We start from the raw sequence: 24,915 nt of genomic DNA, 5'->3' as shown, positions 1-24,915 counted from the left end.
TCAGCGGCTCAGACGCTCACCGGGAGCTCAGCCGCCCATCAGCTGCCCAGCCGCCCATCCCCGCGCGCCCGGCTCACTTCCGGCGCGAATGCAGCAGCTTCTCCTCCACCGGTGCCTCGGGAGAGGCCCGCAGCGTGCGGTAGTACTCCATGGACTCATCCTGGCGCTGCTGCTCGGTGCCGGAGGTGATCTCCATGCGCAGGTGTTCGGGGGAGTAGCCGAAGGAGTCCACGATGTCCTGAGCGTGCGGGCGCAGCCGTGCCAGCAGCCGGTTCACATAGGGGCTCAGCGTGCGGGCCCGCTGCGCGGAGATCCGACCGTGCAGCAGGTACCAGTCCAGCGTGTCTTCGATCTTGGTCAGCGCGTAGAGGTCGCGCAGCCAGGTCATGATCTGCTTGGTCCCGGGATCGCTGACCCGTTCCAGGGCCTCGGTGAAGGACTCCCAGAGCAGCAGGTCCGCGTGGGCCTTCGCGGCGTTGATGATCTCGTACTGGTGTTCGTTGAAGATCTCCGCCTGCTTCGCCGCGGGCAGCTTCGAGGCGGAGCGCAGCTCCCCGGCGACGTCGATGACCATCTGCCGGGAACGCTCGGTGAGCAGCTGACGCTGCACCTCGGGCTGCTTGAACCAGTTCGCGCTGCGGCGCTCGTCCCCGGTGTCCTGCACGGACTGCACGGCACGGCGCAGCCCGAACCGGTTCATCACGGTGGACTGGGCCTGGTTGGCCACATAGCGCGAGAGCACCCCGAAGTCGGCGCCCTTGAACTCGGCGGCGTAGTCGCTGAGCAGCCGCTTGGCCACCAGCTGGAGCAGCACGTTGTTGTCCCCTTCGAAGGTGACATAGACGTCGAGGTCGGCGCGCAGCGAGACCAGCCGGTTCTCCGAGATGAACCCGGCACCGCCGCAGGCCTCGCGGGCCTCCTGCAGGGTGTCCAGCGCGTGCCAGGTGGTGACCGACTTGATCGCCGCGGCGAGGGTCTCCAGTTCCTGCCGGTTGGCGTCTGAATCGTCCTTCCCGGAGAACACGTCATCCAGCTTGACCAGCAGGTTCTCGTGGGCGAAGTTCGCCGCGAAGGTGGTGGCCAGGCGGGGAAGCAGCCGGCGCTGGTGCAGCTGGTAGTCCAGCAGCACCTCCTCCTCGATGGGGGAGGAGGCGTTGAACTGGCGGCGCTGGTTGCCGTAGGTGATCGCACCGATCAGCGCCAGCTTCGAGGCCGCCACCGAAGCGCCGGTGAGCGAGACCCGTCCCTGCACCAGGGTGCCGAGCATCGTGAAGAAGCGCCGGCCGGGGGAGTCGATCGGGGAGCTGTAGGTGCCGTCGGCGGCGACGTCGCCGTAGCGGTTGAGCAGGTTGGTCCGGGGCACCCGGACCTGGTTGAAGGTGAAGCAGCCGTTGTCGACCCCGTTCAGGCCGCCCTTCTGGCCCTCATCGGTGATCGTGATGCCCTCCAGCGCCTTGCCGTCCTCGCCGCGGATGTTGGTGTAGAGGCAATGCACCCCGTGGTTGACCCCGTTGGTGATCAGCTGGGCGAAGACGACGGCGTCCTTGGCGTGGTTCGCCGCATTGCCCAGGTAGCGCTTGGTGGCCGCGGGGAACGGGGTGTGCAGGATGAACTCTTCGGTGGCCGGATCATAGGTCGCGGTGGTGCCGATGGAGGCGACGTCGGAGCCGTGGCCGAACTCGGTCATGGCGAAGGCGCCCGGGGCCCTGAGGTCCATGGTCGCGGGGAGGAAGCGACGGTGATGATCCTCCGAGCCCAGGTGCAGCACCGCGGCGGCGAAGAGTCCCCACTGGACCCCGGCCTTGATCTGCAGCGACGGGTCCGCGGTGACCAGTTCCTCGAAGGCGGCGATGTTCGCCCCGTGGGCGTCCTGACCGCCGAACTCGGTGGGGAAGGCCCGGTGCACGGCGCCGCCGTCGACCAGCAGCGCCAGCTGCTTGAACACCCGCTCGCGGTGGTCCTCCTTGGACATGCCCTCTATCTTGTGGAACGCCGAGTCCTTCAGCAGCTCCCGGGCCTCTCGCCGGGTCTCTGCCCAGTGACCGAGCAGCACCTCCTCCATCACCTTCTTGTCCACGCGGGCGGAGTCGGCGGGGTCGATGGCCTCGATCGGGTCGGTGACCGGGTGGTGTGACATGAGGTCTCCTCAGACTGGTGTTGAGCGTCAGGCGCACGGGGTGATCGGCACCGGTTCTTCGGTGTGGGGTGATCAGTGATCCTGCACACAAAATAGTCTATGATACTGACCAGTAACAAATGCAAGACCCGGCGCACCTGCTGACCCAGCGGGAGTCGCGCCGGGGGTTGCAACCCTCGACCCAGGAGTCAGTTCCATGAGTGCACAGAACATCCGCGACGCCGTCATCATCGGTGGAAATCGCATCCCCTTCGCCCGGGCGCACACCGCCTACGCCACCGCCGGGAATCAGGACATGCTCACCTCCACGCTGAACGGCCTGGTGGCCCGCTTCGGGCTGCAGAGGGAGCAGATCGGCACCGTCGCCGCCGGGGCCGTGATGAAGCACTCCAAGAACTTCAACCTCACCCGCGAATCGGTGCTGGGCACCCCGCTGGACCCCAAGACCCCGGCCTTCGACGTGCAGATGGCATGTGCCACCGGCATGGAGGCGATCGGCTCGATGGCGAACAAGATCAAGCTGGGCCAGATCGACTCGGCCATCGCCGGGGGAGTCGACTCCATCTCTGACGCCCCGATCGTGGTCACCGACGAGCTGCGCGGGATCCTGATGGAGGCCAACCGGGCCAAGACCCTCAGCCAGCGACTCAAGGCGCTGTCCAAGGTCCGCCCGGCCCACCTGGCCCCGCAGGCCCCCGGCGTCAACGAGCCGCGCACCGGGATGTCCATGGGTGAGCACATGGCGATCACCGCCCACGCCTGGGGCATCACCCGCGCGGAGCAGGACGAGCTCGCCCTGGCCAGCCACAAGAATCTCGCCGCAGCCTATGACCGCGGCTTCTTCGACGACCTGATCACCCCGTTCAAGAACGTCAGCCGCGACACCAACATGCGCGCCGACTCCACCCTGGAGAAGCTGGGCAAGCTCTCCCCGGCCTTCGGCAAGGACCTCGGCGCCGAGGCCACCATGACCGCGGCGAACTCCACCGCCCTGACCGACGGCGCCTCCGCGGTGCTGCTGGGCTCCGAGGAATGGGCGGACCAGCACGACCTGCCCAAGCTGGCGAACTTCATCGACTACGAGGAGGGCGCAGTGGACTTCGTCGACGGCGCCGAAGGCCTGCTGATGGCACCGGCCTACGCCGCCGCCCGGATGCTCAAGCGCAACAACCTCAGCTTCTCCGACTTCGAGTACCTGGAGATCCACGAGGCCTTCGCCTCCACCGTGCTGGCCCAGATCAAGGCCTGGGAGTCCGAGGAGTTCTGCAAGAACAAGCTCGGCCTGGACTCCGCACTGGGCACCATCGACCGCAGCCGGCTCAACGTCAACGGTTCCTCGCTCGCCGCCGGGCATCCCTTCGCGGCCACCGGTGGACGGATCGTCGCCTCACTGGCCAAGGCGCTGCACGGCAAGCCCGGCAAGCTCGGCTTCATCTCGGTCTGCGCCGCCGGCGGCCAGGGCATCACCGCGATCATCGAAGGGCGGTGAACGCTTCATGGCTCGAGACACCTACACGGAATTCGCCAACACCGGCTTCGGCCGCACCCTGACCAAGAACCTGGGCCTGCCGCAGCCGGCGAAGCTGCGCCGGCACCGGCCCGGCCGCCCGCTGATCGACGGACCCGTCGTGGTGCTGGGCAGCTCCGAGGCCGCCTCGGCGCTCGCGGATCGGCTGCTCAGCTGGGATCTCGATGTGCGCCGGAACCTCGGGCCCAAGGAGAAGGTGGCCGGCGTCGTCGCCTGCTTCGACTCCGCGTCCAGCCCTGCGGACCTCAGTGAGACCGTGCTGGAGATCGGGATGCTGCTCAAGCAGCTCAAGCCCTCCGGCCGGGTGATCACCGTCGCCCGGGACCCGCAGGGCACCTCGGACCCCAGCGTCCGCGCCGCCCGCAGCGCAGTCCAGGGTCTGACCCGCTCCACGGCCCACGAGATGCGAGCCGGGGGCACCGCCAACGGCATCGTGCTCGCCGATGAGCTGGACCCCTCCGCACCGGGTGTCGCCGGGGCGCTGCGCTTCCTGCTCTCCGGACGCTCCGCGTTCGTCTCGGGTCAGTTCATCTCGGTGGACAGCGTCAACGGTGCACTGCCGCAGAACTGGGACCGCCCGCTGCAGGGCCAGGTCGCCGTAGTCACCGGCGCCGCCCGCGGCATCGGTGCGTCCATCGCCCGGGTGCTGCACCGCGACGGCGCCTCCCTGATCCTGGTCGACATCCCCGCGGCCGGCGAGCAGCTGGCCGCGGTGGCCAATGAGGTCTCCGGGACCGCGCTGCAGCTGGACATCACCGCCGAGAACGCGGGGGAACGGATCCTCGGCCACGCGCGGCAGCACCATGGACGGCTCGACATCGTGGTGCACAACGCCGGGATCACCCGGGACAAGCTGCTGGCGAATATGGACGAGTCCCGCTGGAACTCGGTGATCGCGGTGAACATCGAGTCGCAGCTGCGGATGAACCGGGCCTTCCTGGCCTCGGACCTGTTCAACTCCGACGCTCGCGGAGCAATGGGTCCGCGGATCATCTCGCTGGCCTCGACCTCCGGGATCGCCGGGAACCGCGGCCAGACCAACTACGCCGCCTCCAAGGCCGGGGTCATGGGCATGGTCTCGGCGACCGCCGATCAGCTGGCCGCCCGGCACGGCACCATCAACGCCGTCGCCCCGGGCTTCATCGAGACCGAGATGACGGCGAAGATCCCCTTCGCCACCCGGGAGGTCGCCCGGCGGCTGAACTCGCTGAACCAGGGAGGACTGCCGGTGGACGTGGCGGAGACCATCTCCTTCCTGGCCTCACCGCAGGCCGGCGGGACCTCGGGGCTGACCCTGCGGGTCTGTGGACAGAATCTCGTGGGGGCCTGAGCCATGGAGATTGAATCCCGGAATACGGAATCTGTGATCACGGAGATCGAGAGGCCCTCCCTGAGCAGCCTCTACGGGCGCGCCGCTCTGGGCGCCGCACGCTCGAAGCTGCGCCAGGGCGCCGGACCGCGCACCCTGCCGAAGCAGACCCTGCTGGCCCAGCATCCCGGGGTCAGCGCGGAAGAGGCCGAGAGCTACCGTCGGCTCTTCGGCGGGGAGGCGTTCGACGGCGCCCACCGCGCCTCGCTGCCCTCGGTTCTGGTCCACATCATCGGGTTCCCGGTCCAGATGGCCCTGATGAGCCAGGACGCGTTCCCGCTGCCGCTGATCGGGCTGGTGCACGTGTCCAACGAGGTCGAGCACCTGCGTCCGGTCCGCGTGGGTCAGCCCGTGCAGATCCTGGTGAGCGCCGAGAATCTCCGTCCGCACCGCCGCGGCACCCAGGTGGACATCAAGGTCACCGTCCTTGAAGCCGGGGCAGACCCGCAGGCCGCCCTCGGAGCAGCCGGCACAGCGGAGTCCGCGGTGCTCTGGCGCTCGGTCTCGACCTACCTCAGCAAGGGCGCCCAGCTCGGCACGGAGATCTCGGCGGCGTCAGGGACCACGGAGAACGGGTCCACCGCCGTGGCCCGCTCCAAGGATCCGAAGTCCTTCGTCCCACCGACCAAGACCGCCACCTGGCGGCTGGGCTCGGATGCCGGCCGGGCCTACGCCGCGGTCTCAGGCGACTACAACCCGATCCACGTGTCCCAGCTCGCTGCCAAGTCACTGGGCATGCCCGCCGCGATCGTGCATGGGATGTACTCGGCCGGACGGATGCTGGAGGGACGGGAGCCGGAGAACGCCGGGCACCGCTGGTGGATCCGCTTCGAGGCTCCGGTGACCCTGCCCGGCACCGTGGCCTTCGCCGCACAGCCGCAGGGAGCGAACACCATGCGTTTTACCGGGTGGAACCCGCGCAAGGCCCGGCGGCACTTCGACGCCGAGCTGCAGCTGCCCTGATCCAGCACGGCTCAGCAGAACACTGCTGAGTCAAGCACCCCCGACTCCAGCACCCCCGAGTCCAGCAGAGACGAGCACCATGAGAGAGACTCCCGCAGAGCCTGGCCCACTGATCAGGCGCGGGAGTCTCCTCTTCGGTGTCGGCTTCCTCCTGGCCAGCGTCGCATCGATGATCTCGCTTCTCGATCTCAGCGGCCAAGGTGATCCCGCCGGGCTGCGGGTGCTGCTGCCAGTGGTGTTCGCGGCAGCGTCGGCGGGCAGCTTCGCCGCCGGGGGATACCTGGGCACAGCGGTTGTCTCCGGGTTCGGATGTGTGGCGCTCTACGCCGCGCTGATCTTCGGGGCGACCCTGTTCTTCGGCCCTTGAGCACCAGGTGCTCGGCCCCTGAGCACCAGGCCCTCGGCCCCTGAGCGTCACTGCGCCAGATGTGCGTGCGGACCCTCTGCCGAGTTGTGCACAGGGTCATCGATGCTGCGTCGGGCCGCTAGGATGAGCCCATGGCTTCACAGCGGACCGGCACCCAGCGCGGCGGCGCCGGCCGTGGTGCAAAGAAGACCGATGGTCAGGACTTCCGCGGCGTGGAGCCGGCGCCGCTGATCCTGCTCAAGGGCAACGAGGACTACCTCGCCAGCCGCGCGCTGGACCGGATCAAACAGGCCCTGCGTGCCGAGCACCCAGATCTGGAGTTCAGCCGGCTCGACGTGGCCAACGCGGCCCCTGGTGAGCTCTTCACGCTCACCTCGCCCTCGCTCTTCGGTGAGGCGCGGCTGGTCCTGGCTGAGGACCTTGCGGCGATGAATGACACCTTCCTCGCCGACGCCCTGGCCTACCTCGAGGAGAAGCCCGAGGATGTGACCCTGATGCTGCGGCACAGCGGAGGCAACCGGGGCAAGAAGCTGCTCGATGCGCTGGCCAAGCGCGCCGTCGTCGTCGACTGTGCCGGGGCTCGGAACGACAACGAGAAGCTCGACTTCGTGCGTCGTGAGTTCCGCGCCGCGGGGCGCGAGATCCACGCCGACGGCGCCCGGGCGCTGGTCGCTGCGGCGGGTTCCACGCTCTCGGACCTCGGCGGAGCCTGCCAGCAGCTCATGGCAGACATCTCCGGGGACATCACTGAGGAAGACGTGGACCGCTACCACGGCGGCCGCGTCGAGGCGAGTGCGTTCAAGGTCGCCGACGCCGCCTTCGAGGGTCGCCGCGAGGCCGCCACCCGGCTCTACCGTCACGCCATCGCCACCGGGGTCTCACCGATCGCGGTCACCGCCGCACTGGCCCGCAAGGGTCGGCATATCGCGGCGCTGGTGGACCACCGCGGCAGCCCCGCCGCGCTGGCCTCCACCCTGGGTGCTGCGCCCTGGCAGCTGCAGCAGGTCGCAGAGACCGCCCGACGCTGGCACCCGCTGCGCGCAGCCGAGGCCATCGAGGCGATCGCCCGGGCCGACGCCGAGGCCAAGGGAGCCTCACGGACCCCGGAGTACGCGGTGGAACGTGCCATCACCGCCATCGCCTCCTCGGTGGGTCGCTGAGCACCTGCCCGAACCTTCCTGCAGCCCCGGTCAGGGGCCCGGACACGGGCCTGATGGCAGGTCTCTGCGCTGGCTGGAGTCCGGCTTCTCTGCTATCGTCTATAGGCAGTGTCTAGGGTTCGAAAGAGCCCCAAACCCCTGCGGCAGCAAGTCTCGCGCAGTTCTGGGCCCTCTACCTCAAAGGGCTGCGCAATCGCTATGGCAACCCCACGCCACTGAAGTTTGTCTGCTGCCGACCGACAGGGACGTACCTCACGACCAGTGACCTCAGACAGAAAGACAACTCGTGGCAAACATCAAGTCTCAGAAGAAGCGCATTCTCACCAACGAGAAGGCGCGCCAGCGCAACCAGGGCGTCAAGTCCCAGCTGCGGACCGCCATCAAGAAGGTCCGCAACGCTGTTGCCGCCGGCGACAAGGACGCAGCGATCGCGGCCAACCGCGAGGCCGCTCGCAAGCTGGACAAGGCCGTGTCCAAGGGTGTTCTGCACAAGAACAACGCCGCCAACCGCAAGTCCGGTCTGGCCGCCACCGTCAACGCTCTCTGAGCTTGACTCTCTGACACCTCCGCTCCCTGGAGCGCGAGCAACGGGGCCCTGCGCGCTGCGCGGGGCCCCGTTTGCGCAATACGCCACCGCGCCAGGCAGTCATGGAACAGCAGTCATGGAACAATGAAGTGCCAGGTGCACCACACCGCCCGGCGTCTCGACGAAGCAAAGGACCCCCACCACCGTGTCACCGAAGGCCCGCAGCTCGCAGGTGCCCGCCGCCACTGACCCCAGTGTCATCAGGAACTTCTGCATCATCGCGCACATCGACCACGGCAAGTCCACGCTTGCAGACCGGATGCTGCAGCTCACCGGAGTGGTCCAGCCCCGTGACATGAAGGCCCAGTACCTGGACCGGATGGCCATCGAGCGCGACCGCGGCATCACCATCAAGTCCCAGGCGGTGCGGATGCCCTGGGAACTGGACGGGCAGACCTACGCGTTCCACATGATCGACACCCCCGGGCACGTGGACTTCTCCTATGAGGTCTCCCGCTCGCTGGCCGCCTGCGAAGGCGCGCTGCTCCTGGTCGACGCCGCCCAGGGGATCGAGGCGCAGACCCTGGCCAACCTGTACCTGGCCATGGAGCACGACCTCAAGATCATCCCGGTGCTGAACAAGATCGACCTGCCCTCGGCCCAGCCGGAGAAGTACGCCGAGGAGATCGCCTACCTGATCGGCTGTGAGCCCGAGGACGTGCTGCGCGTCTCCGGCAAGACCGGCGACGGCGTGGAAGAGCTGCTGGACCGGATCGTCGCTGAGATCCCCGCCCCAGAGGGCGACGCCGACGCTCCGGCCCGCGCGATGATCTTCGACTCCGTCTATGACACCTACCGCGGCGTGGTCACCTTCGTGCGCGTGGTCGACGGCAAGCTCGGACACCGCGAGAAGATCAAGATGATGTCCACCGGCGCCACCCACGAGCTCCTGGAGATCGGCGTCTCCTCCCCGGAGCCCGAAGCCACCAAGGGCCTCGGCGTCGGCGAGGTCGGCTACCTGATCACCGGGGTCAAGGACGTCCGGCTCTCCAAGGTCGGTGACACCGTCACCTCGCAGAACCGCCCTGCTGAGCAGATCATCGGCGGCTACGACGACCCCTCACCGATGGTCTTCTCCGGGCTCTTCCCGCTGGACGGCTCCGACTTCCCGGTGCTGCGCGAGGCGCTGGAGAAGCTGCAGCTCAACGACGCCGCCCTGAACTTCGAGCCCGAGACCTCCACCGCGCTGGGCTTCGGCTTCCGCGTGGGCTTCCTGGGCCTGCTGCACCTGGAGATCACCCGGGAGCGCCTGGAGTCCGAGTACAACCTCGACCTGATCTCCACCGCTCCCAACGTGGTCTACGAGGTCACCGCCGAGGACGGCGAGATCCACCGGGTGACCAACCCCTCGGAGTTCCCCGAGGGCAAGGTCACCGAGATCCGTGAGCCGGTCGTGGACGCCACGGTGATCGTCCCCGCGGAGTTCATCGGCCCGGTCATGGAGCTCTGCCAGTGCCGGCGCGGCACCATGGAAGGCATGGACTACCTCTCCGCCGAGCGTGTGGAGATCCGCTACAAGATGCCGCTGGCCGAGATCGTGTTCGACTTCTTCGACCAGCTGAAGTCCCGCACCAAGGGCTACGCCTCGCTGAACTGGCAGGGCGTCGGCCAGCAGGCCGCGGACCTGGTGAAGGTGGACATCCTGCTCCAGGGCGACCAGGTGGACGCGTTCTCCGCGATCACCCACCGGGACTCCGCGTACGCCTACGGCGTGAAGATGGCTTCCCGGCTCAAGGAGCTGATCCCGCGCCAGCAGTTCGAGGTCCCGATCCAGGCCGCGATCGGCTCCCGGATCATCGCGCGTGAGAACATCCGCGCGATCCGCAAGGACGTGCTCTCCAAGTGCTACGGCGGCGACATCAGCCGCAAGCGCAAGCTGCTGGAGAAGCAGAAGGAGGGCAAGAAGCGGATGAAGATGGTCGGCACCGTGGAGGTCCCGCAGGAGGCCTTCATCGCCGCGCTGTCCTCGGATGAGGACGCCGGCAAGGAGAAGGCGGGGAAGAAGTAGGCCTTGCCCTCCACCCTTCCCCTGGGCGACCCGGTCCCCGCTGACGGCGGCTTTCCGCCCGCTGTGCAGCAGGCCCTGCCGGGACGCGCCGAGGTGCCCTTCGGCCTCTACGTGCACATCCCGTTCTGCAGCGTGCGCTGCGGCTACTGCGACTTCAACACCTACACCGCTGAGGATCTCGGTCCCGGGGCCTCGCAGGTCACCTACCCGGACACGCTGATCTCGGAGCTGGTCTTCGCCCGCGAGGTGCTGGACACTATGGGTGCCCCGGAACGGCCGTTCTCCACGGTGTTCTTCGGCGGCGGCACCCCTACGCTGCTGCCTCCCGAGGAGCTGGCCCGGATCCTCACCCGTGCCCGTGAGCTCTTCGGCTTCCGCGTCGACGCGGAGATCACCACCGAGGCGAACCCTGACACCATCACCGAGGCCACCGCGCAGGTCCTGGCCGAGGCCGGGTTCACCCGACTCAGCTTGGGCATGCAGTCCGCGGTGCCGCATGTGCTGGGGACCCTGGACCGTACTCATGACCCGGCCAACGTGGAGCGTGCCGTCCACGCCGCCCGTGCCGCGGGCCTGCAGGTCAGCCTGGATCTGATCTCCGGGACGCCCGGGGAGAGCCTCGAGGACTGGCGGGCCAGCCTGGACCACGCGGTCGCGCTGCAGCCAGACCACATCTCGGCCTACTCGCTGATCATCGAGGAGGGCACCGCTATGGCGGCGAAGATCAAGCGCGGAGCGCTGCCCGACATCGACCCCGATGACCAGGCGGACAAGTACCTGATCACCGATGAGGTGCTCGGCGCCGCCGGGCTGGACTGGTACGAGGTCTCGAACTTCTCCACCAGCCGCGCCACCCGCTCCGAGCACAACCTGAACTACTGGCTGGACTCGGACTGGTGGGGCGCCGGTCCCGGTGCGCATTCGCATATGGCGGGCCTGCGCTGGTGGAACGTGAAGCACCCGGCCGCCTACGCGCAGCGTCTTTCCGGCGGCGCCACCCCGGGCCATGGCCGGGAGCTGCTGGCCGATGAGGACCAGACCCTGGAGCACCTGATGCTGCGGCTGCGGCTGGCCGAGGGACTGGACGTGGCAGAGTTCAACGCGCTGCCGCAGCTTCGGCGCAGCCAGGGCGAGAAGATCAGCGCGAAGAGCGTGCAGTCCCTGGTCCATGACGGGCTCATCGACGACGCCGCGGCGCAGCCGGGCACCGCGTATCCGCAGGGGCGAGCGGTGCTCACCCTGCGCGGACGGCTGCTGGCGGATGCAGTCACCCGCCGACTCGCTCCCTGAGGCCGACGGCCCCGTGGGGTGATCACGCCTGAGTCAGGGGCTCTCGGCCGGGTGTGCTCAGTGGATGAGGCGGAGATTCAGCGGGTACCGGTAGGGCCGGCCCTTATTGCACTGGATCCCGGCGACGAGCCCGGAGAGGGTCATATAGACCCAGAGCAGCACGGCGAGGATCCCGAAGACCCAGCCGATGGCCGGGAGCAGCGCAAGGATGTAGCAGGCCAGCATGACCACGGTCAGCGGCAGGGTGAAGTTCAGCGCTTCCTTGGACTCCTGGGCGGTGAACGGGCCGCGGTCGCGGTAGACCAGGTACACCGCAAGGGAGGGCAGGCAGCCGATGAGTGCCCCGAAGTGCGAGAGCGTCGCCCAGCGGCGATCCTCGGCGGGAGTCAGCGGTGCCGCGGCGGCGGAGGAGCCCCTCAGGCCTGCAGAGGAGTCCATCCGAGCATCCTGGCTCGAGCGGTCACCCTGGGGCTTCTGATTCTGCGCCACTGCACCTCCATGATTGCGGCGCCGCTCACACAGCACCGAGCTGTCCTATGCCTCGATTCTATCGACTGAGCCTGAACATTGAACCGGCCGCGCGGGCGTGTCGGGGACCGGGTTCGGCAGACTCTTGCGCGGGGCATGAGAATCAGGGGCTGGCGACTAGGCAGAAGCTGACTCAGGGTTCGACGGTGACGAAGTCGATGAGCTCCTCCACGCGTCCCAGCAGCGAGGGTTCCAGGTCGGCGTAGCTGGTGACCTGGGCCAGGATCCGCTTCCAGCCGTGGGCAATGTCACGCTGGTTCGCGTGCGGCCAGCCGAGCGCCTGCAGCGTGCCGACCTTGATGTCCTGGCTGCGCGGGATGTCCGGCCAGCGGGTGAAGCCCAGCAGATGTGGCTTCACGGCCTGCCAGACGTCCACGTAGGGATGGCCCAGGACCGCCACATTGCCGTGGGCGCCCTGCTGCTGCATGACCTCGCGGGCGATGCGGGACTCTTTGGAGCCCGGGACCAGGTGATCCAGCAGCACTCCGACGCGCCGCTGGGGACCGGGCCGGAACGCGCGGATGGCGCCGAGCAGGTCATCGGCGCCGTGCAGCGGCTCCACCACGATGCCCTCGATCCTCAGATCCTCGCCCCAGACCTTCTCCACCAGCTCCGCGTCATGAGTGCCCTCGACCCAGATCCGTGAGGCGCGAGCCACCCGCGCTGGCGCGTCGTGGACCGCCACCGAGCCCGAGGCGGTGCGTGTGGGCTTCGGCGCGGCGGTGCGGGGAGTGGGGGGAGTCAGCTCCACCGGCTGACCCTCGTGCAGGAATCCGTGACCCAGCGGGAAGGAGCGGACCTTGCCGCGGCGATCCTCCAGACTGACCACTGCGACGCCGCCGGAGGCCTCCACCGAGATGATCGCCCCGACCCAGCCGGACTCCACCTCCTCGATCACCACGCCGTGGTCTGCGGGCATGGCGGAGACCTTGCGCAGCTGGCTCTGGCGCAGCTGGGACAGGTCCTGGGCACCCCAGCTCGAGGGGGAGGAGGGACGCCATTCGGGAAGGTGCGGAGCGCTCATGATCACCCATTGTAGAATTAGCACTTGTACTCGAAGAGTGCCAGATGGTGAGGAGGCGCCACACTTACATGTCAGACACCCGTCGACTGCAGGTCCTGCGTGCCATCGTGGAGGACTATGTCCACACCCGGGAGCCGGTCGGATCCCGGGCCCTGGTGGAGCGCCATGACCTGGAGGTCTCTCCCGCCACGATCCGCAATGACATGGCCCACCTCGAGGAGGAGGGGCTGATCGCGGCTCCGCACACCTCAGCGGGCCGGATCCCCACCGACCTGGGTTATCGGCGGTTCGTGGACAAGATCACCGAGGTCCGTCCGCTCTCAGCCGCCGAGCGCCGCGCCATGGACACCCTGCTGGAGACCGCCGACGACCACGACGCGATGCTGGAGCACACCGTGCGGCTTCTGGCGATGCTCACCAACCAGGTCGCCGTCCTGCAGCACCCGCAGCGTTCCACGGCGAAGATCCGGCACGTCGACGTCGTCTCGATGTCCTCGCACAAGGTGCTGACCATCGTGATCCTCTCCTCCGGGAAGGTCGAGCAGCGCATGGTCACCCTGGCCGAGGCGATCGGTGATGATTCGCTGCACCGGATCGCTCAGGTCCTCTCCACCGAGCTGCACCAGCGCTCCATCTCGGCCCTGCCGCTGCCCAATGACACCTTGATCAGCAGGGTGGAACCGGTGCTTCGCCCGTCGATGGCGATCATCGCCCAGGCCGTGGAGACGATCCTGGAGTCCTCCCGGGTGGATCGCATCATCATGGCCGGGACTGCTAACCTCGCCAGGTCGGGCCGCGACCTGGGTCCCTCCATCGGACCTATCCTCGAGGCGCTCGAGGAACAAGTCGTGCTGCTTCGGCTGTTGACAGAGATGGAGCAGGATCGGCGCGGCCTCTCCATCCGTATCGGTCACGAGACCAGCCATGATTCGCTGATGGAGACCGCCGTCGTCGCAGCCCAGTACGGCTCCCAGGTGGGAGCCGAGGGCGCCAAGCTCGGCGTCGTCGGTCCGACTCGCATGGATTACGGCTCCACCATGTCCGCGGTGCGCGCAATGGCGCGTTACCTCTCCCGAATTCTTTCCGAAGGGTGAACGTCCACGAAGATGACGACTGACTACTACGAGGCGCTCGGCGTCAGCCGCTCGGCGTCCACCGAAGAGATCAAGAAGGCCTACCGCAAACAGGCCCGCAAGCTTCACCCCGACGTGAATCCCTCCGAGGACGCCGCCGAGCAGTTCAAGGTGCTCGGCCACGCCTACGAGGTGCTCTCGGACCCGCAGAAGCGGCAGAACTACGACGCCACCGGTGACGCCAACGGCCGCGCCGGATTCCCCGGCGGGGGAGCAGGCGGCGGCTTCGGCGGCTTCGGGGACATCTTCGAGACCTTCTTCGGCGGCGGAGGCGGCGGCCCCGCCTCACGCACCCGCCGCGGTCAGGACTCACTGATCCGGGTCCGGATCGACCTGCGCGACGCCGTCTTCGGCACCACCAAGGAGGTGGAGCTGGAGACCGCGGTCACCTGCACCGTCTGTGACGGGTCCTGCACCCGCAAGGGCACCTCGCCGACCACCTGCCCGGACTGCCACGGTCAGGGCCAGGTCCAGCGTCCGATGCGGTCCATCCTGGGCACCGTCATCCAGACCCAGACCTGCGCACGCTGCGCCGGCTTCGGCAACATCATCGAAGACCCCTGCCAGGAGTGCGACGGCCAGGGCCGGGTGCGCGAACGGAAGTCCCTGAAGGTCAAGGTCCCGGCAGGCGTGGACCGCGGCAACCGGATCCACCTGGCCGGCGAGGGCGAGGCCGGGCTGGCCGGCGGTCCCTCCGGTGACCTGTTCATCGAGGTCGAGGTCAAGCCGCACGAGGTCTTCACCCGCCGCGGCAATGACCTGCACGCCACCGTCTCGATCCCGATGACCGCCGCCGCCCTGGGCACCACGGTCGCCCTGGACACCTTCGACGGCGCCGAGGAGCTCACCGTGAAGCCGGGCACCCAGTCCGGTGAGGTGCTCACGCTCAAGGAGCGCGGGGTGACCCATCTGCGCGGCGGCGGACGCGGCGCGCTGAAGGTGCACCTGAAGGTGGAGACCCCCACGAAGATCTCCGATCGCGAGGCTGCGCTGCTGCGCGAGCTCGCCGTGGAACGCGGCGAGGAGCGCGGGGAGTCCACCACCGAGCACCGCGGCGTCTTCGCGAAGCTGCGCGAACGCTGGGACGCGCTCTAGGGATGACGCCGATCAGATGCGCAGGCTGAGATGACGGCACCGCTGTTCCACCTCGCCCCGGGGGCGCTCGACGCCGCCGGGGTGGGCGAGCTGGTCTCGCTCACCGGGCGCGAGGGTCACCACGCCGCCACCGTGATGCGGCTGCAGCCCGGGGAGTCGGTGCTGCTCTCCGACACCGTGGGGCGCCGAGCCGAGGGCCTGGTGCGCGCCGCCGGGGACGGGCAGCTCCAGGTGGAGATCCTCTCGGTCACCCAGGAGCCGGTGCTGCTGCCCCGGCTGGTGCTGGTCCAGGCGTTGGCCAAGGATCGCCGTGACCTCCAAGGCGTGGAGTCCGCCACCGAGCTCGGCGTGGACACGGTGATCCCCTGGCAGGCGGAACGCTCCGTGGCGCGCTGGAAGGCCGGGCGCGAGGCCAAGAAGCACGCGGAATGGGTCGCCACGGTGACCACCGCGGCGAAACAGACCCGCCGCACCACCATTCCCGAGGTCCGTCCGCTGCAGAGCACCGCGGCCTACCTGCGCGCGGTCGAGTCCGCAGGCGCCGGGGTCGGCGTCGTCGTCCTGCACGAGACCCAGGAGACCTCGCTGGCGGAGGCGATCGCCGCGCTGCAGGCCGGTATGGGGCAGGAGAGCTCGGGGCAGCAGCTGCAGGAGCTGCACCTGGTGGTCGGGCCGGAGGGCGGGATCAGCGACCGCGAGATCGAGCTGCTCACCGCGGCCCGCGCGCGGATCGCTCGGCTCGGACCCACCGTGCTGCGTTCCTCCACCGCTGGCCCCGCGGCGCTGGCGGCCACCCAGCTGCTCCTGGGGCGCTGGGACTGGGACACCGGGGCTGGTCCCCTCGAAGAGAGCGCATAGACTGAGGATCAATGACTGAGACTTCGCAGAACCCGAGCACATCCACCATCTCCGGAGCGGCCCGCGGCGCCACCGCCGCCGCCCTGGGCAACATCGAGCGTCAGGTCTACTTCGCCGATGCCGACACCATGTTCCGCAGCCTCGGCGCCGGGGATCTCGCGCTGCGGATCCTGCAGGGGATCTACCCGGCTTCCTCGATCGGGCTGCGCGATCAGCTGATCACGGTGGGCGGTCCCACCGAGGAGGTCACCGGGATTGTGGAGATCCTGACCCAGCTCAAGACCCTTGCCGCCTCCGGCACCACGGTCACCGAGGAGATCATCGAGCAGGTCGCCACCATGGTGCGCGCCGACGCCGCGCAGGACTCGGCCCGGATCGTGACCACGAACATCCTCTCGCACCGGGGCCGCACCATCCGGCCCAAGACCAAGAACCAGCAGAGCTACGTGGACACCATCGACGAGTCCACCGTGGTCTTCGGCATCGGACCCGCCGGCACCGGCAAGACCTACCTGGCTATGGCCAAGGCGGTCCAGGCGCTGCAGGCCCGGGAGGTCAACCGGATCATCCTGACCCGCCCCGCGGTGGAGGCCGGAGAGAAGCTCGGCTTCCTGCCGGGCAGCCTCAACGACAAGATCGACCCCTACCTGCGCCCGCTCTACGACGCGCTGCACGACATGATCGACCCGGACTCCATCCCGCGGCTCATGGAGTCCGGCATCATCGAGGTGGCTCCGCTGGCGTATATGCGCGGGCGCACGCTGAATGATTCGTTCATCATCCTGGATGAGGCGCAGAACACCACCGCCGAGCAGATGAAGATGTTCCTCACCCGGCTCGGATTCAACTCCAAGATCGTGGTCACCGGGGACATCACCCAGGTCGACCTGCCGCGCGGCACCGATTCCGGGCTGCGCACCGTGATCGAGATCCTCGACGGCGTCGAGGGCATCGAGATCGCCCGCTTCGGCTCCGAGGACGTGGTCCGCCACGCCCTGGTCGGCCGGATCGTGGACGCCTATGAGCGCCACCAGGACCGGGCCCCCGCCCAGGGAACCCGACGCGGAGGTCGACGATGACCGAGGTCCAGGTCACCGTGGAGGACAGCTCCGGGTCCGGTCTGATCTCCGGAGAGCACCTGGCCGAGCTGCTGGACCTCACCGGGTTCCTCTACGCCAGGCTGCACCTGGGACCAGCGGTGGCGCTGTCCATCACACTGGTGGACGAGGCCACGATCGAGGGGCTGCACCTGGACTGGATGGACCTCCCCGGCGCCACCGATGTGATGAGCTTCCCGATGGACGAGCTGATCGCCGGCACCGCTGAGGACCCGGTCACCGAGGGCGTGCTGGGTGACATCGTGATCTGCCCCGCGGTCGCGGCGACGCAGGCGCAGGCCAACGGGCACCCGCTGAGCGCCGAGCTGGCGCTGCTGGCCACCCACGGAGTGCTGCACCTGCTCGGACACGACCACGCCGAGCCGGCCGACCGCGAAGAGATGTTCACCCTGCAGCGGGTGCTCCTGGAGGAGTTCCTCGGTCACGCGGCCCCCACGCCGACGGTCTGATACCCAGGCCACCACGCAGAGCGCACCAGGCACAGCCCAGCAGGACGACCGGACCGCAGCCGCGGCCCCGGCGCAGGAGAGGATCGGAACCCCACGATGACCCCAGCACAGATGCCGCCGCAGCAGAAGGGCTTCGCGAGCTTCGATGAGAACTTCCGCGCAGGGTTCGCCAGCCTGGTCGGGCGGCCCAACGCAGGAAAGTCCACGCTGACCAACGCCCTGGTGGGGGACAAGGTGGCGATCACCTCCTCGAAGCCGCAGACCACCCGGCACACCATCCGCGGGATCGTGCACCGCAGCGACTTTCAGCTGGTCCTGGTCGACACCCCGGGGCTGCACCGGCCGCGCACCCTGCTGGGCAAGCGGCTCAACGGTCTGGTCATCGACACCCTCTCCGAGGTCGACGTCGTCGGGTTCTGCATCCCGGCCGATGAGAAGGTCGGACCCGGTGACCGCTTCATCGCCGCCCAGCTGACCAAGCTCCCGCATAAGCGGGTGATCGCGCTGGTCACCAAGGTGGACAAGGTCTCCCGCGAAGACCTCGCCGAGCAGCTCATGGCAGTGGACCAGCTCGGACGGGAACACCTCGCCCAGGAGGGCAATCAGGCAGGCGGCTTCGCCGAGATCATCCCGGTCTCCGCCGTGGAGGGGGAGCAGACCGAAGTCGTGGTGGAGCAGCTCGCGGCGATGATGCCGAAGTCTCCGCCGCTGTACCCCGAAGGCGAGCTCACCGATGAGCCCGAGGCTGTCATGGTCGCGGAGCTGGTCCGGGAGGCCGCCCTGGAAGATGTCCGCGACGAGCTGCCACACTCGATCGCGGTAGTGGTCGAGGAGATGGTGCCCCGCGAGGATCGCCCCGAAGACCGGCCGCTGCTGGACGTGCGGGTCTCCATCCACGTGGAGCGCGACTCGCAGAAGGCGATCATCATCGGCAAGCGCGGCGCCCGGCTCAAGGCCATCGGCACCGACGCCCGGGAAGGCATCGTCAAGCTGCTGGGCACCCCGGTGTACCTGGACCTGCACGTGAAGGTGACCAAGGAGTGGCAGCGCGACCCCAAGAAGCTGGGGCGGCTCGGCTTCTAGCCCGCGGCGCGCGCCTCGACGCCCTGCCCCCTCGGGGCGGATCGTCCACATGATGAGAATCAGGGTGACCCACTGCACAGGCCAGGGACGCATGCTAGTTTGTGAGTTGTGCAGACGATACGCCAGCGAGCGCTACTACTAGAGCTTCTCCGCCGCAGCGGGGAAGAGCTCGCACGCGCCTGATCCCAGCTCACCGAATCCGGTCCAGCTCGTAGATCCAGCACCGCGCAGCACTTCCAGGTCGAATCCCCGCTGCGGAGCTCCTCCGCCTCGACCGTTCGCCCTCAGCTCGTCCACAGCAAGGAAGCTCCCATGCGCAAGCTCCAGAAGACCTCCCCGATGCCCTTCCAGCGGTATGTGCCCTTCGAGGACCAGATCACCGTCTCGCTGCCGGACCGCACCTGGCCGGACAAGACCATCCGCAGCGCCCCGCGCTGGTGCGCGGTGGACCTGCGGGACGGAAACCAGGCGCTGATCGACCCGATGACCCCGGACCGCAAGCACCGGATGTTCGAACTGCTGGTGAACATGGGGTTCAAGGAGATCGAGGTCGGGTTCCCCTCGGCCTCCCAGACCGACTACGACTTCGTCCGGCAGCTGATCGAGCAGGACAAGATCCCCGATGACGTCTACATCCAGGTACTCACCCAGGCCCGCGAAGCGCTGATCGAGCGCACCTTCGAAGCCATCGCCGGAGCGCCGCGCGCCATCGTGCACCTGTACAACTCCACCTCGGTGCTCCAGCGCGAGGTCGTCTTCAAGGCCGACCGGGACGGAATCGTGGACATCGCCACCCAGGGTGCCCGGCTGTGCAAGAAGTACGAGGAGGCGATGCACGCCGCCTCCAAGACGCCCACCGAGATCGTCTACCAGTACTCTCCGGAGTCCTTCACCGGGACTGAACTCGACTTCGCCGCGCACATCTCGGACGAGGTGGTCGAGGTCTTCGGCGCCACGCCTGAGAAGCCGGTGATCATCAACCTGCCGGCCACCGTGGAGATGGCCACCCCGAACGTCTACGCAGACTCCATCGAATGGATGCACCGGAACCTGCGCAACCGGGAGTCGATCGTGCTCTCGCTGCACCCGCACAACGACCGCGGCACCGGCGTGGCCGCCGCGGAACTGGGCTACATGGCCGGGGCTGACCGGATCGAAGGCTGCCTCTTCGGCAACGGTGAGCGCACCGGCAACGTCGACCTGATCACCCTGGGCATGAACCTGTTCAGCCAGGGAGTGGACCCGGAGCTGGACTTCCGGGACATGAGCACGATCCGCAGCACCGTGGAGCACTGCAACCAGATGGGCGTCCCGGAGCGTTCCCCCTACGGCGGAGACCTGGTGTTCACCGCGTTCTCCGGCTCGCACCAGGACGCGATCAAGAAGGGCTTCGAGCATATGGACGCCCGCGCCAGCGCGGCGGGCACCTCCCGCGAGGAGATCACCTGGGCCGTGCCCTACCTCCCGATCGACCCCAAGGACATCGGCCGCAGCTACGAGGCGGTCATCCGGGTGAACTCGCAGTCCGGCAAGGGCGGGGTCTCCTACCTGCTCAAGGCCGAGCGCGGCATCGATCTTCCGCGCCGCACCCAGGTCGAGTTCTCCGGAGTCATCCAGCGCCGAGCCGACGACGGCGGCGGCGAGGTCTCCGGAGACGAGATCTGGCAGATCTTCCAGGACGAGTACCTCCCCGTGGACACCACGGATCACCAGTGGGGGCACTACCGCCTGGACGAGGTCAACACCTCGTCCAACGCGGACGGCGTCTTCCACATGGAGGTGGAGCTGCAGGCCGGCGGTCGCACCAGCTCGCAGTCCGCCCACGCCAACGGCCCCATCGCGGCGCTGCTGAAGATCCTCGCCGCAGACGGTGTAGACGTGCGGCTGCTGGACTACACCGAGCACGCCATGAGCCAGGGCGGAGACGCCCAGGCGGCGTCCTTCGTGGAGCTGGCGATCGGGGAGCGGGTGCTCTGGGGCGTGGGGCTGGATCACAACACCACCCTGGCCTCGCTGCAGGCCGTGATCTCCGCGGTGAACCGCGCGCTGCGCGACGCCGCCCCGGTGGCGTGACGGCTCCTGGTGGGCTGAGCCCGCTCTGAGCGCGGGCCCGGACGGTCCCGAGCCGAGGTTGCGCGGCCTGGTCCCGGCGCGGTCCCAATCCGGCGCGGGGCAGTTCCGGGCTGGCGCGGGGCAGTTCCGGGCTTGCACCCATGCCGCTGTAGTACTCTGCCAGCATGGCCGGATCCACCTTCGCGTCCCGCTCCTACCGGGACGCCGCGATCGTGCTGCGCACCCAGAACCTGGGTGAGGCGGATCGCATCATCACCGCGCTGACCTCAGCGAACGGGCTGGTGCGGGCGGTCGCGAAGGGAGTGCGTCGCACCTCCTCGAAGTTCGGCGCCACGGTCGAGCCGTTCATGGTGGCCGATGTGCAGTTCGTCCACGGCCGCTCCCTGGACATCGTCACCCAGGCCACCTCGCGGCACACCTACGGTCCGGCCATCGTGGCCGACTATGAGAAGTACATGGCGGCGAGCACCATGGCCGAGACCGCGGAACGGCTGATGGACGTGGAGTCAGACCCCAGCTTCGGCGGCGCCCAGTTCCGGCTGCTGCACGGCGGGTACTCCGCGCTGGCCCGCGGGGTGCACCCGGCCGACGTCGTGCTGAACTCCTACCTGCTGCGCGCCCTCTCCGCGGCGGGCTGGGCGGTGACCTGGACCGCCTGCGTGGCCTGCGGCAGACCCGGCGCGCACACCGGCTTCCATCCGGCGGCCAGCGGACCGGTCTGTGTCGACTGCCGCCCCCCGGGCACCCGGACCCTGGACCCGGCCACGGTGGAGCTGCTGCACGCGCTGCAGCACGGCCACTGGGAGCAGACCCGCTCCTTCCGCAGCGACATCCGGCATGAGGCGACGAACGTGGTGATCGGCTACGCCCAGCACCACCTGGAGCGCAGACTGACCTCGCTGGGTCTCTGAGCCGCCCCGTCCCGCAGACCCGCGCCCGCGGCACCCGCATCGATCTGAACCCGGCCGTGTGAGAGGCCAGCGTGCCGGAGAGGCCGATGCCGCGGCCGTACCGCGCTGATCCGGGCGGCATGGAAGAATGAAGGCCATGTCCTCGTCGAGTCATCAGGATCCAGCCCCGCACCGCGAGGGCGTCACCGCACCACAGCTGCCCCCGGAGCTGGTGCCGGACCACGTCGGGATCGTGATGGACGGCAACGGGCGCTGGGCGAATCAGCGCGGACTCCCGCGCACCGAAGGTCACCGAGCCGGTGAGGCCGCGCTGATGGATGTGATCGCCGGCGCCATCGAGATCGGCGTGAAGCACATCAGCGTCTATGCCTTCTCCACCGAGAACTGGAAACGCTCACCCGATGAGGTGCGGTTCCTGATGGGCTACTCCCGCGAGGTGCTGCGCCGGCAGCGCGACGTGCTGCATTCCTGGGGCGTGCGGATCCGTTGGAACGGACAGCCTGGTCGGCTCTGGCGCTCGGTGATCAAGGAGCTGGAGACCTCCGAGGAGCTCACCGCTGGGAACACCCGGTTCACGCTGACCATGTGTGTGAACTACGGCGGCCGCGCGGAGATCACCGACGCGGTGAAGCTGATCGCCGCCGAGGTCGCCGCCGGCCGGATGGACCCGCGGAAGATCACCGAGAAGACCGTGGCAGCCCACCTGGACGAGCCCGACCTTCCCGACGTCGACCTCTTCCTGCGCAGCTCCGGGGAGCAGCGGATCTCGAACTTCCTGCTCTGGCAGTCCGCCTACGCCGAGCTGGTGTTCATGGACGTGCTCTGGCCCGACGTGGACCGCACCACGCTGTGGGAGGCGGTGGAGATCTACGCCCGGCGGGACCGCCGCTACGGGGCGGCCGTGGACAGGTTCTCGCTGGGGCGCTCGGCGTCGGGGGCGTAGGCCCGCAGCCAGCGGTGCACCTCGTCCAGCGCACGGGTGCGCACGGACTCCTCTGAGGCGAACACGTCGTGGATCGCCCGGTGCACCCGGACCACCGTGACCTGATCCCCGAGCTTGACCGAGCGCCGCGCCAGCAGCTCCACATCGAGCACGGAATCTGATTCCTGCAGCTCCTCGGTCCAGTGCCGCCGGTAGGCGGTGGCGCCGGAGAGCAGCACCAGGATCGGCAGCTGCAGCCCCAGTCCCTCGTGGACCCTGCGGTGACCGGCCAGCACTGCCCGCATCCACCCCACCCGGATCGGGAAGGAGGTGCGCGGGCGCCACTGCGGGTGCAGCGTCCACTCGCCCTGCGCCTGGTCCGAGAGGGTCTGCCAATAGTTGTCGATGGCGGGCAGCTTCAACGCCCGGGTGGGGGAGAACTGGCCCAGCGGTGCCAGGATCCCTTCGGTGGCGGTGCGCGCCGCCACATCGCCGGAGAGCTCCAGCCACGGGCTGTTGAGCACCAGCGCGCTGATCTCACCGGGGTTGCGCTGCGCCCACAGCGCCGCGACTAGACCGCCGGTGGAGTGCGCCTGAAGAATCGGTGCCGGGGCGTCCGGGTGCAGCGCACGGATCTCTGCCAGCGCGGCCTCGATGTCGGCGTCGTAGGTGGCCAGGTCATCGACGTAGCCCGGGGTCTGCCAACTTCGCAGGCTGCGACCGTATTTGCGCAGGTCCAGGGCGTAGAAGGGACGTCCCCAGCTCTGCCAGCGGCGAGCCATGGGGATGTTGTAGAAGTAGTCCGCCCAGCCGTGGATGTGCAGCACCGGGGCCAGCTCCGGGGGGTGCTCGGGCGCCGCGGGGGAGTTCTCCGCCGCAGCGACCGCCTCGGCCTCTCCGGGACGCTCGTCCTGGACCGACTGCTGCTCGGGGTCTGGTGAGTAGCTCACCAGAGTCGCGCTCACCGGGCCCTCATCATCCTCGCCCAGCGGCAGGGTCAGTCGCTTGCAGCCAGGCAGATGATCAGGTGACCAGACCCCGACCGGGGAGTCCTCGAGCAGTTCGTCCATGGACTCCATCCTATGAGGCAACGCCGAGCGCGCCGGCATCCTAGGATGGGAGCCATGTACCGCTTCGTCTTCCAGACCGTCTTCACTCGGATCGATCCCGAGCAGGCCCATCACCTGGTCGTGTCCGGGCTGCGGCTCGGTCACCGGGTCGGTGCCGGTCGTGTCCTGGAGCGGCTGTGCCGCCCGGAGGAGTCGCTGCGGGTCCGTGCCCTGGGACTGGACTGGCCCTCACCGTTCGGGCTGGCCGCGGGCTTCGACAAGGGCGCCACCTCCGTGCTCCCGCTGGCCGCCATGGGTTTCGGGCACATCGAGATCGGCACGGTCACCGCGGCCGCGCAGCCGGGGAATCCGAGCCCTCGGATGTTCCGTCTGGTGAAGGACCGCGCGCTGATCAACCGGATGGGCTTCAACAACGACGGCGCCGAGGCGGTCCGCCCGCGGCTGGAGCAGATCCGAGACCGGATCTCCCAGATGAAGCGCGACCGCCGGCACGCCCCGGTGATCGGGGTGAACATCGGCAAGACCAAACTGACCCCGCTGGAGAACGCCACCGAGGACTATCTGGTCTCCACCCGGATGCTGGCGCCGGTGGCGGATTATCTGGTGGTCAACGTGTCCTCGCCGAACACTCCGGGGCTGCGTGCACTCCAGGACATCGACTCGCTGCGCCCGCTGCTGAGCGCGGTCGGGGCAGCGGCCGACGACGCCGCGCAGCGCCACGTGCCGCTGCTGGTGAAGATCGCCCCGGACCTTGCCGACGACGACGTCGACGCAGTGGGTGCCCTGGTCACCGACCTGGGGTTGGACGGGGTCATCGCCACCAATACGACGATCTCCCGGGAGGGTCTGCACAGTGACGACGAGCAGGTTCAGGCCGCGGGGGCCGGCGGGCTCAGCGGTCCGGTGCTTGCAGAGCGCTCGAAGCAGGTGCTGGTCCGGCTGCGCGCCGCGCTGCCGCGCACCACAGCGATCATCTCGGTCGGGGGAGTGACCTCAGGAGACGACGTCGCGGAGCGGCTCGCGCTCGGCGCGGACCTGGTCCAGGGCTACACGGCCTTCGTCTATCAAGGCCCGTTCTGGGTGCGCCGGATCAACCACCGCCTGGCCCAACTCCTGCAGAGCGGCTGAGGTGACTCCTGCGAAGCGGCTGATGTGACTGCTGCGAGCCGGCGGATGTGAGCATGCAGAACAGGGCCCCGCCGTTCTGGCGAGGCCCTGTTGTGGAAGCGGACTGGTGCTCAGT

The 24,915-nt window shown here is 68.7% G+C and carries 22 protein-coding genes; 18 read left to right on the top strand and 4 right to left on the bottom strand.

Annotated features, from left to right (window positions below; genetic code table 11):
* Window positions 1–73: 73 nt before the first annotated feature.
* Window positions 74–2,137: an acyl-CoA dehydrogenase family protein gene (locus HNR24_RS04350; protein WP_157075492.1), complete on the bottom strand. Its 2,064-nt coding sequence runs from the start codon at window positions 2,135–2,137 to the stop codon at window positions 74–76.
* A 196-nt stretch (window positions 2,138–2,333) separates the two neighbouring features.
* Between HNR24_RS04350 and HNR24_RS04345 the strand changes: the two genes are divergently transcribed.
* The 8 genes from HNR24_RS04345 (at window position 2,334) to hemW (ending at window position 11,408) form a co-directional block, all read left to right on the top strand.
* Window positions 2,334–3,626: an acetyl-CoA C-acetyltransferase gene (locus HNR24_RS04345; protein WP_182495106.1), complete on the top strand. Its 1,293-nt coding sequence runs from the start codon at window positions 2,334–2,336 to the stop codon at window positions 3,624–3,626.
* Between the two features lie 7 nt (window positions 3,627–3,633).
* Window positions 3,634–4,995 (top strand): 3-oxoacyl-ACP reductase, encoded by a 1,362-nt coding sequence (locus HNR24_RS04340; protein WP_058889370.1) that lies wholly within the window; start codon window positions 3,634–3,636, stop codon window positions 4,993–4,995.
* A gap of 3 nt (window positions 4,996–4,998) precedes the next feature.
* On the top strand, window positions 4,999–5,997 hold the full coding sequence (locus HNR24_RS04335; protein ID WP_058889369.1) for a MaoC/PaaZ C-terminal domain-containing protein: 999 nt from the start codon (window positions 4,999–5,001) through the stop codon (window positions 5,995–5,997).
* 169 nt (window positions 5,998–6,166) lie between these two features.
* The gene (locus tag HNR24_RS04330) at window positions 6,167–6,364 is read left to right on the top strand and encodes a hypothetical protein (protein ID WP_157075491.1); all 198 of its coding nucleotides are present in this window, start codon (window positions 6,167–6,169) and stop codon (window positions 6,362–6,364) included.
* 131 nt (window positions 6,365–6,495) lie between these two features.
* The gene (gene holA, locus HNR24_RS04325) at window positions 6,496–7,524 is read left to right on the top strand and encodes a DNA polymerase III subunit delta (protein WP_058889367.1); all 1,029 of its coding nucleotides are present in this window, start codon (window positions 6,496–6,498) and stop codon (window positions 7,522–7,524) included.
* A gap of 286 nt (window positions 7,525–7,810) precedes the next feature.
* Window positions 7,811–8,071 (top strand): 30S ribosomal protein S20, encoded by a 261-nt coding sequence (rpsT, locus tag HNR24_RS04320; protein WP_036475968.1) that lies wholly within the window; start codon window positions 7,811–7,813, stop codon window positions 8,069–8,071.
* A 184-nt stretch (window positions 8,072–8,255) separates the two neighbouring features.
* Window positions 8,256–10,118, top strand: a complete 1,863-nt coding sequence (lepA, locus tag HNR24_RS04315) for a translation elongation factor 4 (protein WP_182495105.1) — start codon at window positions 8,256–8,258, stop codon at window positions 10,116–10,118.
* A gap of 3 nt (window positions 10,119–10,121) precedes the next feature.
* Window positions 10,122–11,408: a radical SAM family heme chaperone HemW gene (gene hemW, locus HNR24_RS04310; protein WP_182495104.1), complete on the top strand. Its 1,287-nt coding sequence runs from the start codon at window positions 10,122–10,124 to the stop codon at window positions 11,406–11,408.
* Between the two features lie 57 nt (window positions 11,409–11,465).
* Here the strand turns inward: hemW and HNR24_RS04305 are convergent, their stop codons facing one another.
* Complete coding sequence (locus tag HNR24_RS04305) at window positions 11,466–11,846, bottom strand: DUF4870 domain-containing protein (RefSeq protein ID WP_083505006.1); 381 nt, start codon at window positions 11,844–11,846, stop codon at window positions 11,466–11,468.
* A 223-nt stretch (window positions 11,847–12,069) separates the two neighbouring features.
* Window positions 12,070–12,960: a DUF3097 domain-containing protein gene (locus HNR24_RS04300; protein WP_058889363.1), complete on the bottom strand. Its 891-nt coding sequence runs from the start codon at window positions 12,958–12,960 to the stop codon at window positions 12,070–12,072.
* Window positions 12,961–13,028: 68 nt separating this feature from the next.
* Between HNR24_RS04300 and hrcA the strand changes: the two genes are divergently transcribed.
* The 9 genes from hrcA (at window position 13,029) to HNR24_RS04255 (ending at window position 22,623) form a co-directional block, all read left to right on the top strand.
* Complete coding sequence (hrcA, locus tag HNR24_RS04295) at window positions 13,029–14,054, top strand: heat-inducible transcriptional repressor HrcA (RefSeq protein WP_058889362.1); 1,026 nt, start codon at window positions 13,029–13,031, stop codon at window positions 14,052–14,054.
* Window positions 14,055–14,066: 12 nt separating this feature from the next.
* Window positions 14,067–15,188: a molecular chaperone DnaJ gene (gene dnaJ / locus HNR24_RS04290; protein ID WP_182495103.1), complete on the top strand. Its 1,122-nt coding sequence runs from the start codon at window positions 14,067–14,069 to the stop codon at window positions 15,186–15,188.
* Between the two features lie 30 nt (window positions 15,189–15,218).
* Entirely contained in the window at window positions 15,219–16,046 is an 828-nt protein-coding gene (locus HNR24_RS04285; RefSeq protein ID WP_058889360.1) for a 16S rRNA (uracil(1498)-N(3))-methyltransferase, read from the top strand.
* Between the two features lie 11 nt (window positions 16,047–16,057).
* Window positions 16,058–17,125: a PhoH family protein gene (locus tag HNR24_RS04280; protein ID WP_058889359.1), complete on the top strand. Its 1,068-nt coding sequence runs from the start codon at window positions 16,058–16,060 to the stop codon at window positions 17,123–17,125.
* The gene (gene ybeY / locus HNR24_RS04275; protein WP_058889358.1) at window positions 17,122–17,613 is read left to right on the top strand and encodes an rRNA maturation RNase YbeY; all 492 of its coding nucleotides are present in this window, start codon (window positions 17,122–17,124) and stop codon (window positions 17,611–17,613) included. Before HNR24_RS04280 ends, ybeY begins: the two co-directional genes overlap by 4 nt.
* Before the next feature lie 96 nt (window positions 17,614–17,709).
* Window positions 17,710–18,696, top strand: coding sequence for a GTPase Era (gene era, locus HNR24_RS04270; protein WP_375139260.1), 987 nt, complete (start codon window positions 17,710–17,712; stop codon window positions 18,694–18,696).
* Between the two features lie 312 nt (window positions 18,697–19,008).
* Window positions 19,009–20,769, top strand: a complete 1,761-nt coding sequence (gene leuA / locus HNR24_RS04265) for a 2-isopropylmalate synthase (protein WP_182495102.1) — start codon at window positions 19,009–19,011, stop codon at window positions 20,767–20,769.
* A gap of 164 nt (window positions 20,770–20,933) precedes the next feature.
* Complete coding sequence (gene recO, locus HNR24_RS04260) at window positions 20,934–21,680, top strand: DNA repair protein RecO (RefSeq protein WP_058889355.1); 747 nt, start codon at window positions 20,934–20,936, stop codon at window positions 21,678–21,680.
* Between the two features lie 127 nt (window positions 21,681–21,807).
* Window positions 21,808–22,623, top strand: coding sequence for an isoprenyl transferase (locus HNR24_RS04255; RefSeq protein WP_083504967.1), 816 nt, complete (start codon window positions 21,808–21,810; stop codon window positions 22,621–22,623).
* On the opposite strand, the gene HNR24_RS04250 is transcribed toward HNR24_RS04255, so the two are convergent.
* A complete protein-coding gene (locus tag HNR24_RS04250; protein WP_182495101.1) occupies window positions 22,569–23,672 on the bottom strand; it encodes an alpha/beta hydrolase in 1,104 nt (367 codons plus the stop codon). The two genes, HNR24_RS04255 and HNR24_RS04250, sit on opposite strands and share 55 nt — an antisense overlap.
* 54 nt (window positions 23,673–23,726) lie before the next feature.
* Between HNR24_RS04250 and HNR24_RS04245 the strand changes: the two genes are divergently transcribed.
* Entirely contained in the window at window positions 23,727–24,800 is a 1,074-nt protein-coding gene (locus HNR24_RS04245; protein WP_182495100.1) for a quinone-dependent dihydroorotate dehydrogenase, read from the top strand.
* Window positions 24,801–24,915 lie beyond the last annotated feature (115 nt).

It is taken from the genome of Nesterenkonia sandarakina (genome assembly GCF_014138825.1).
GTDB lineage: Bacteria > Actinomycetota > Actinomycetes > Actinomycetales > Micrococcaceae > Nesterenkonia > Nesterenkonia sandarakina.
The sequence above is the reverse complement of the archived record's forward strand: the minus strand, read 5'-3'. Positions and strand labels throughout refer to the sequence as shown.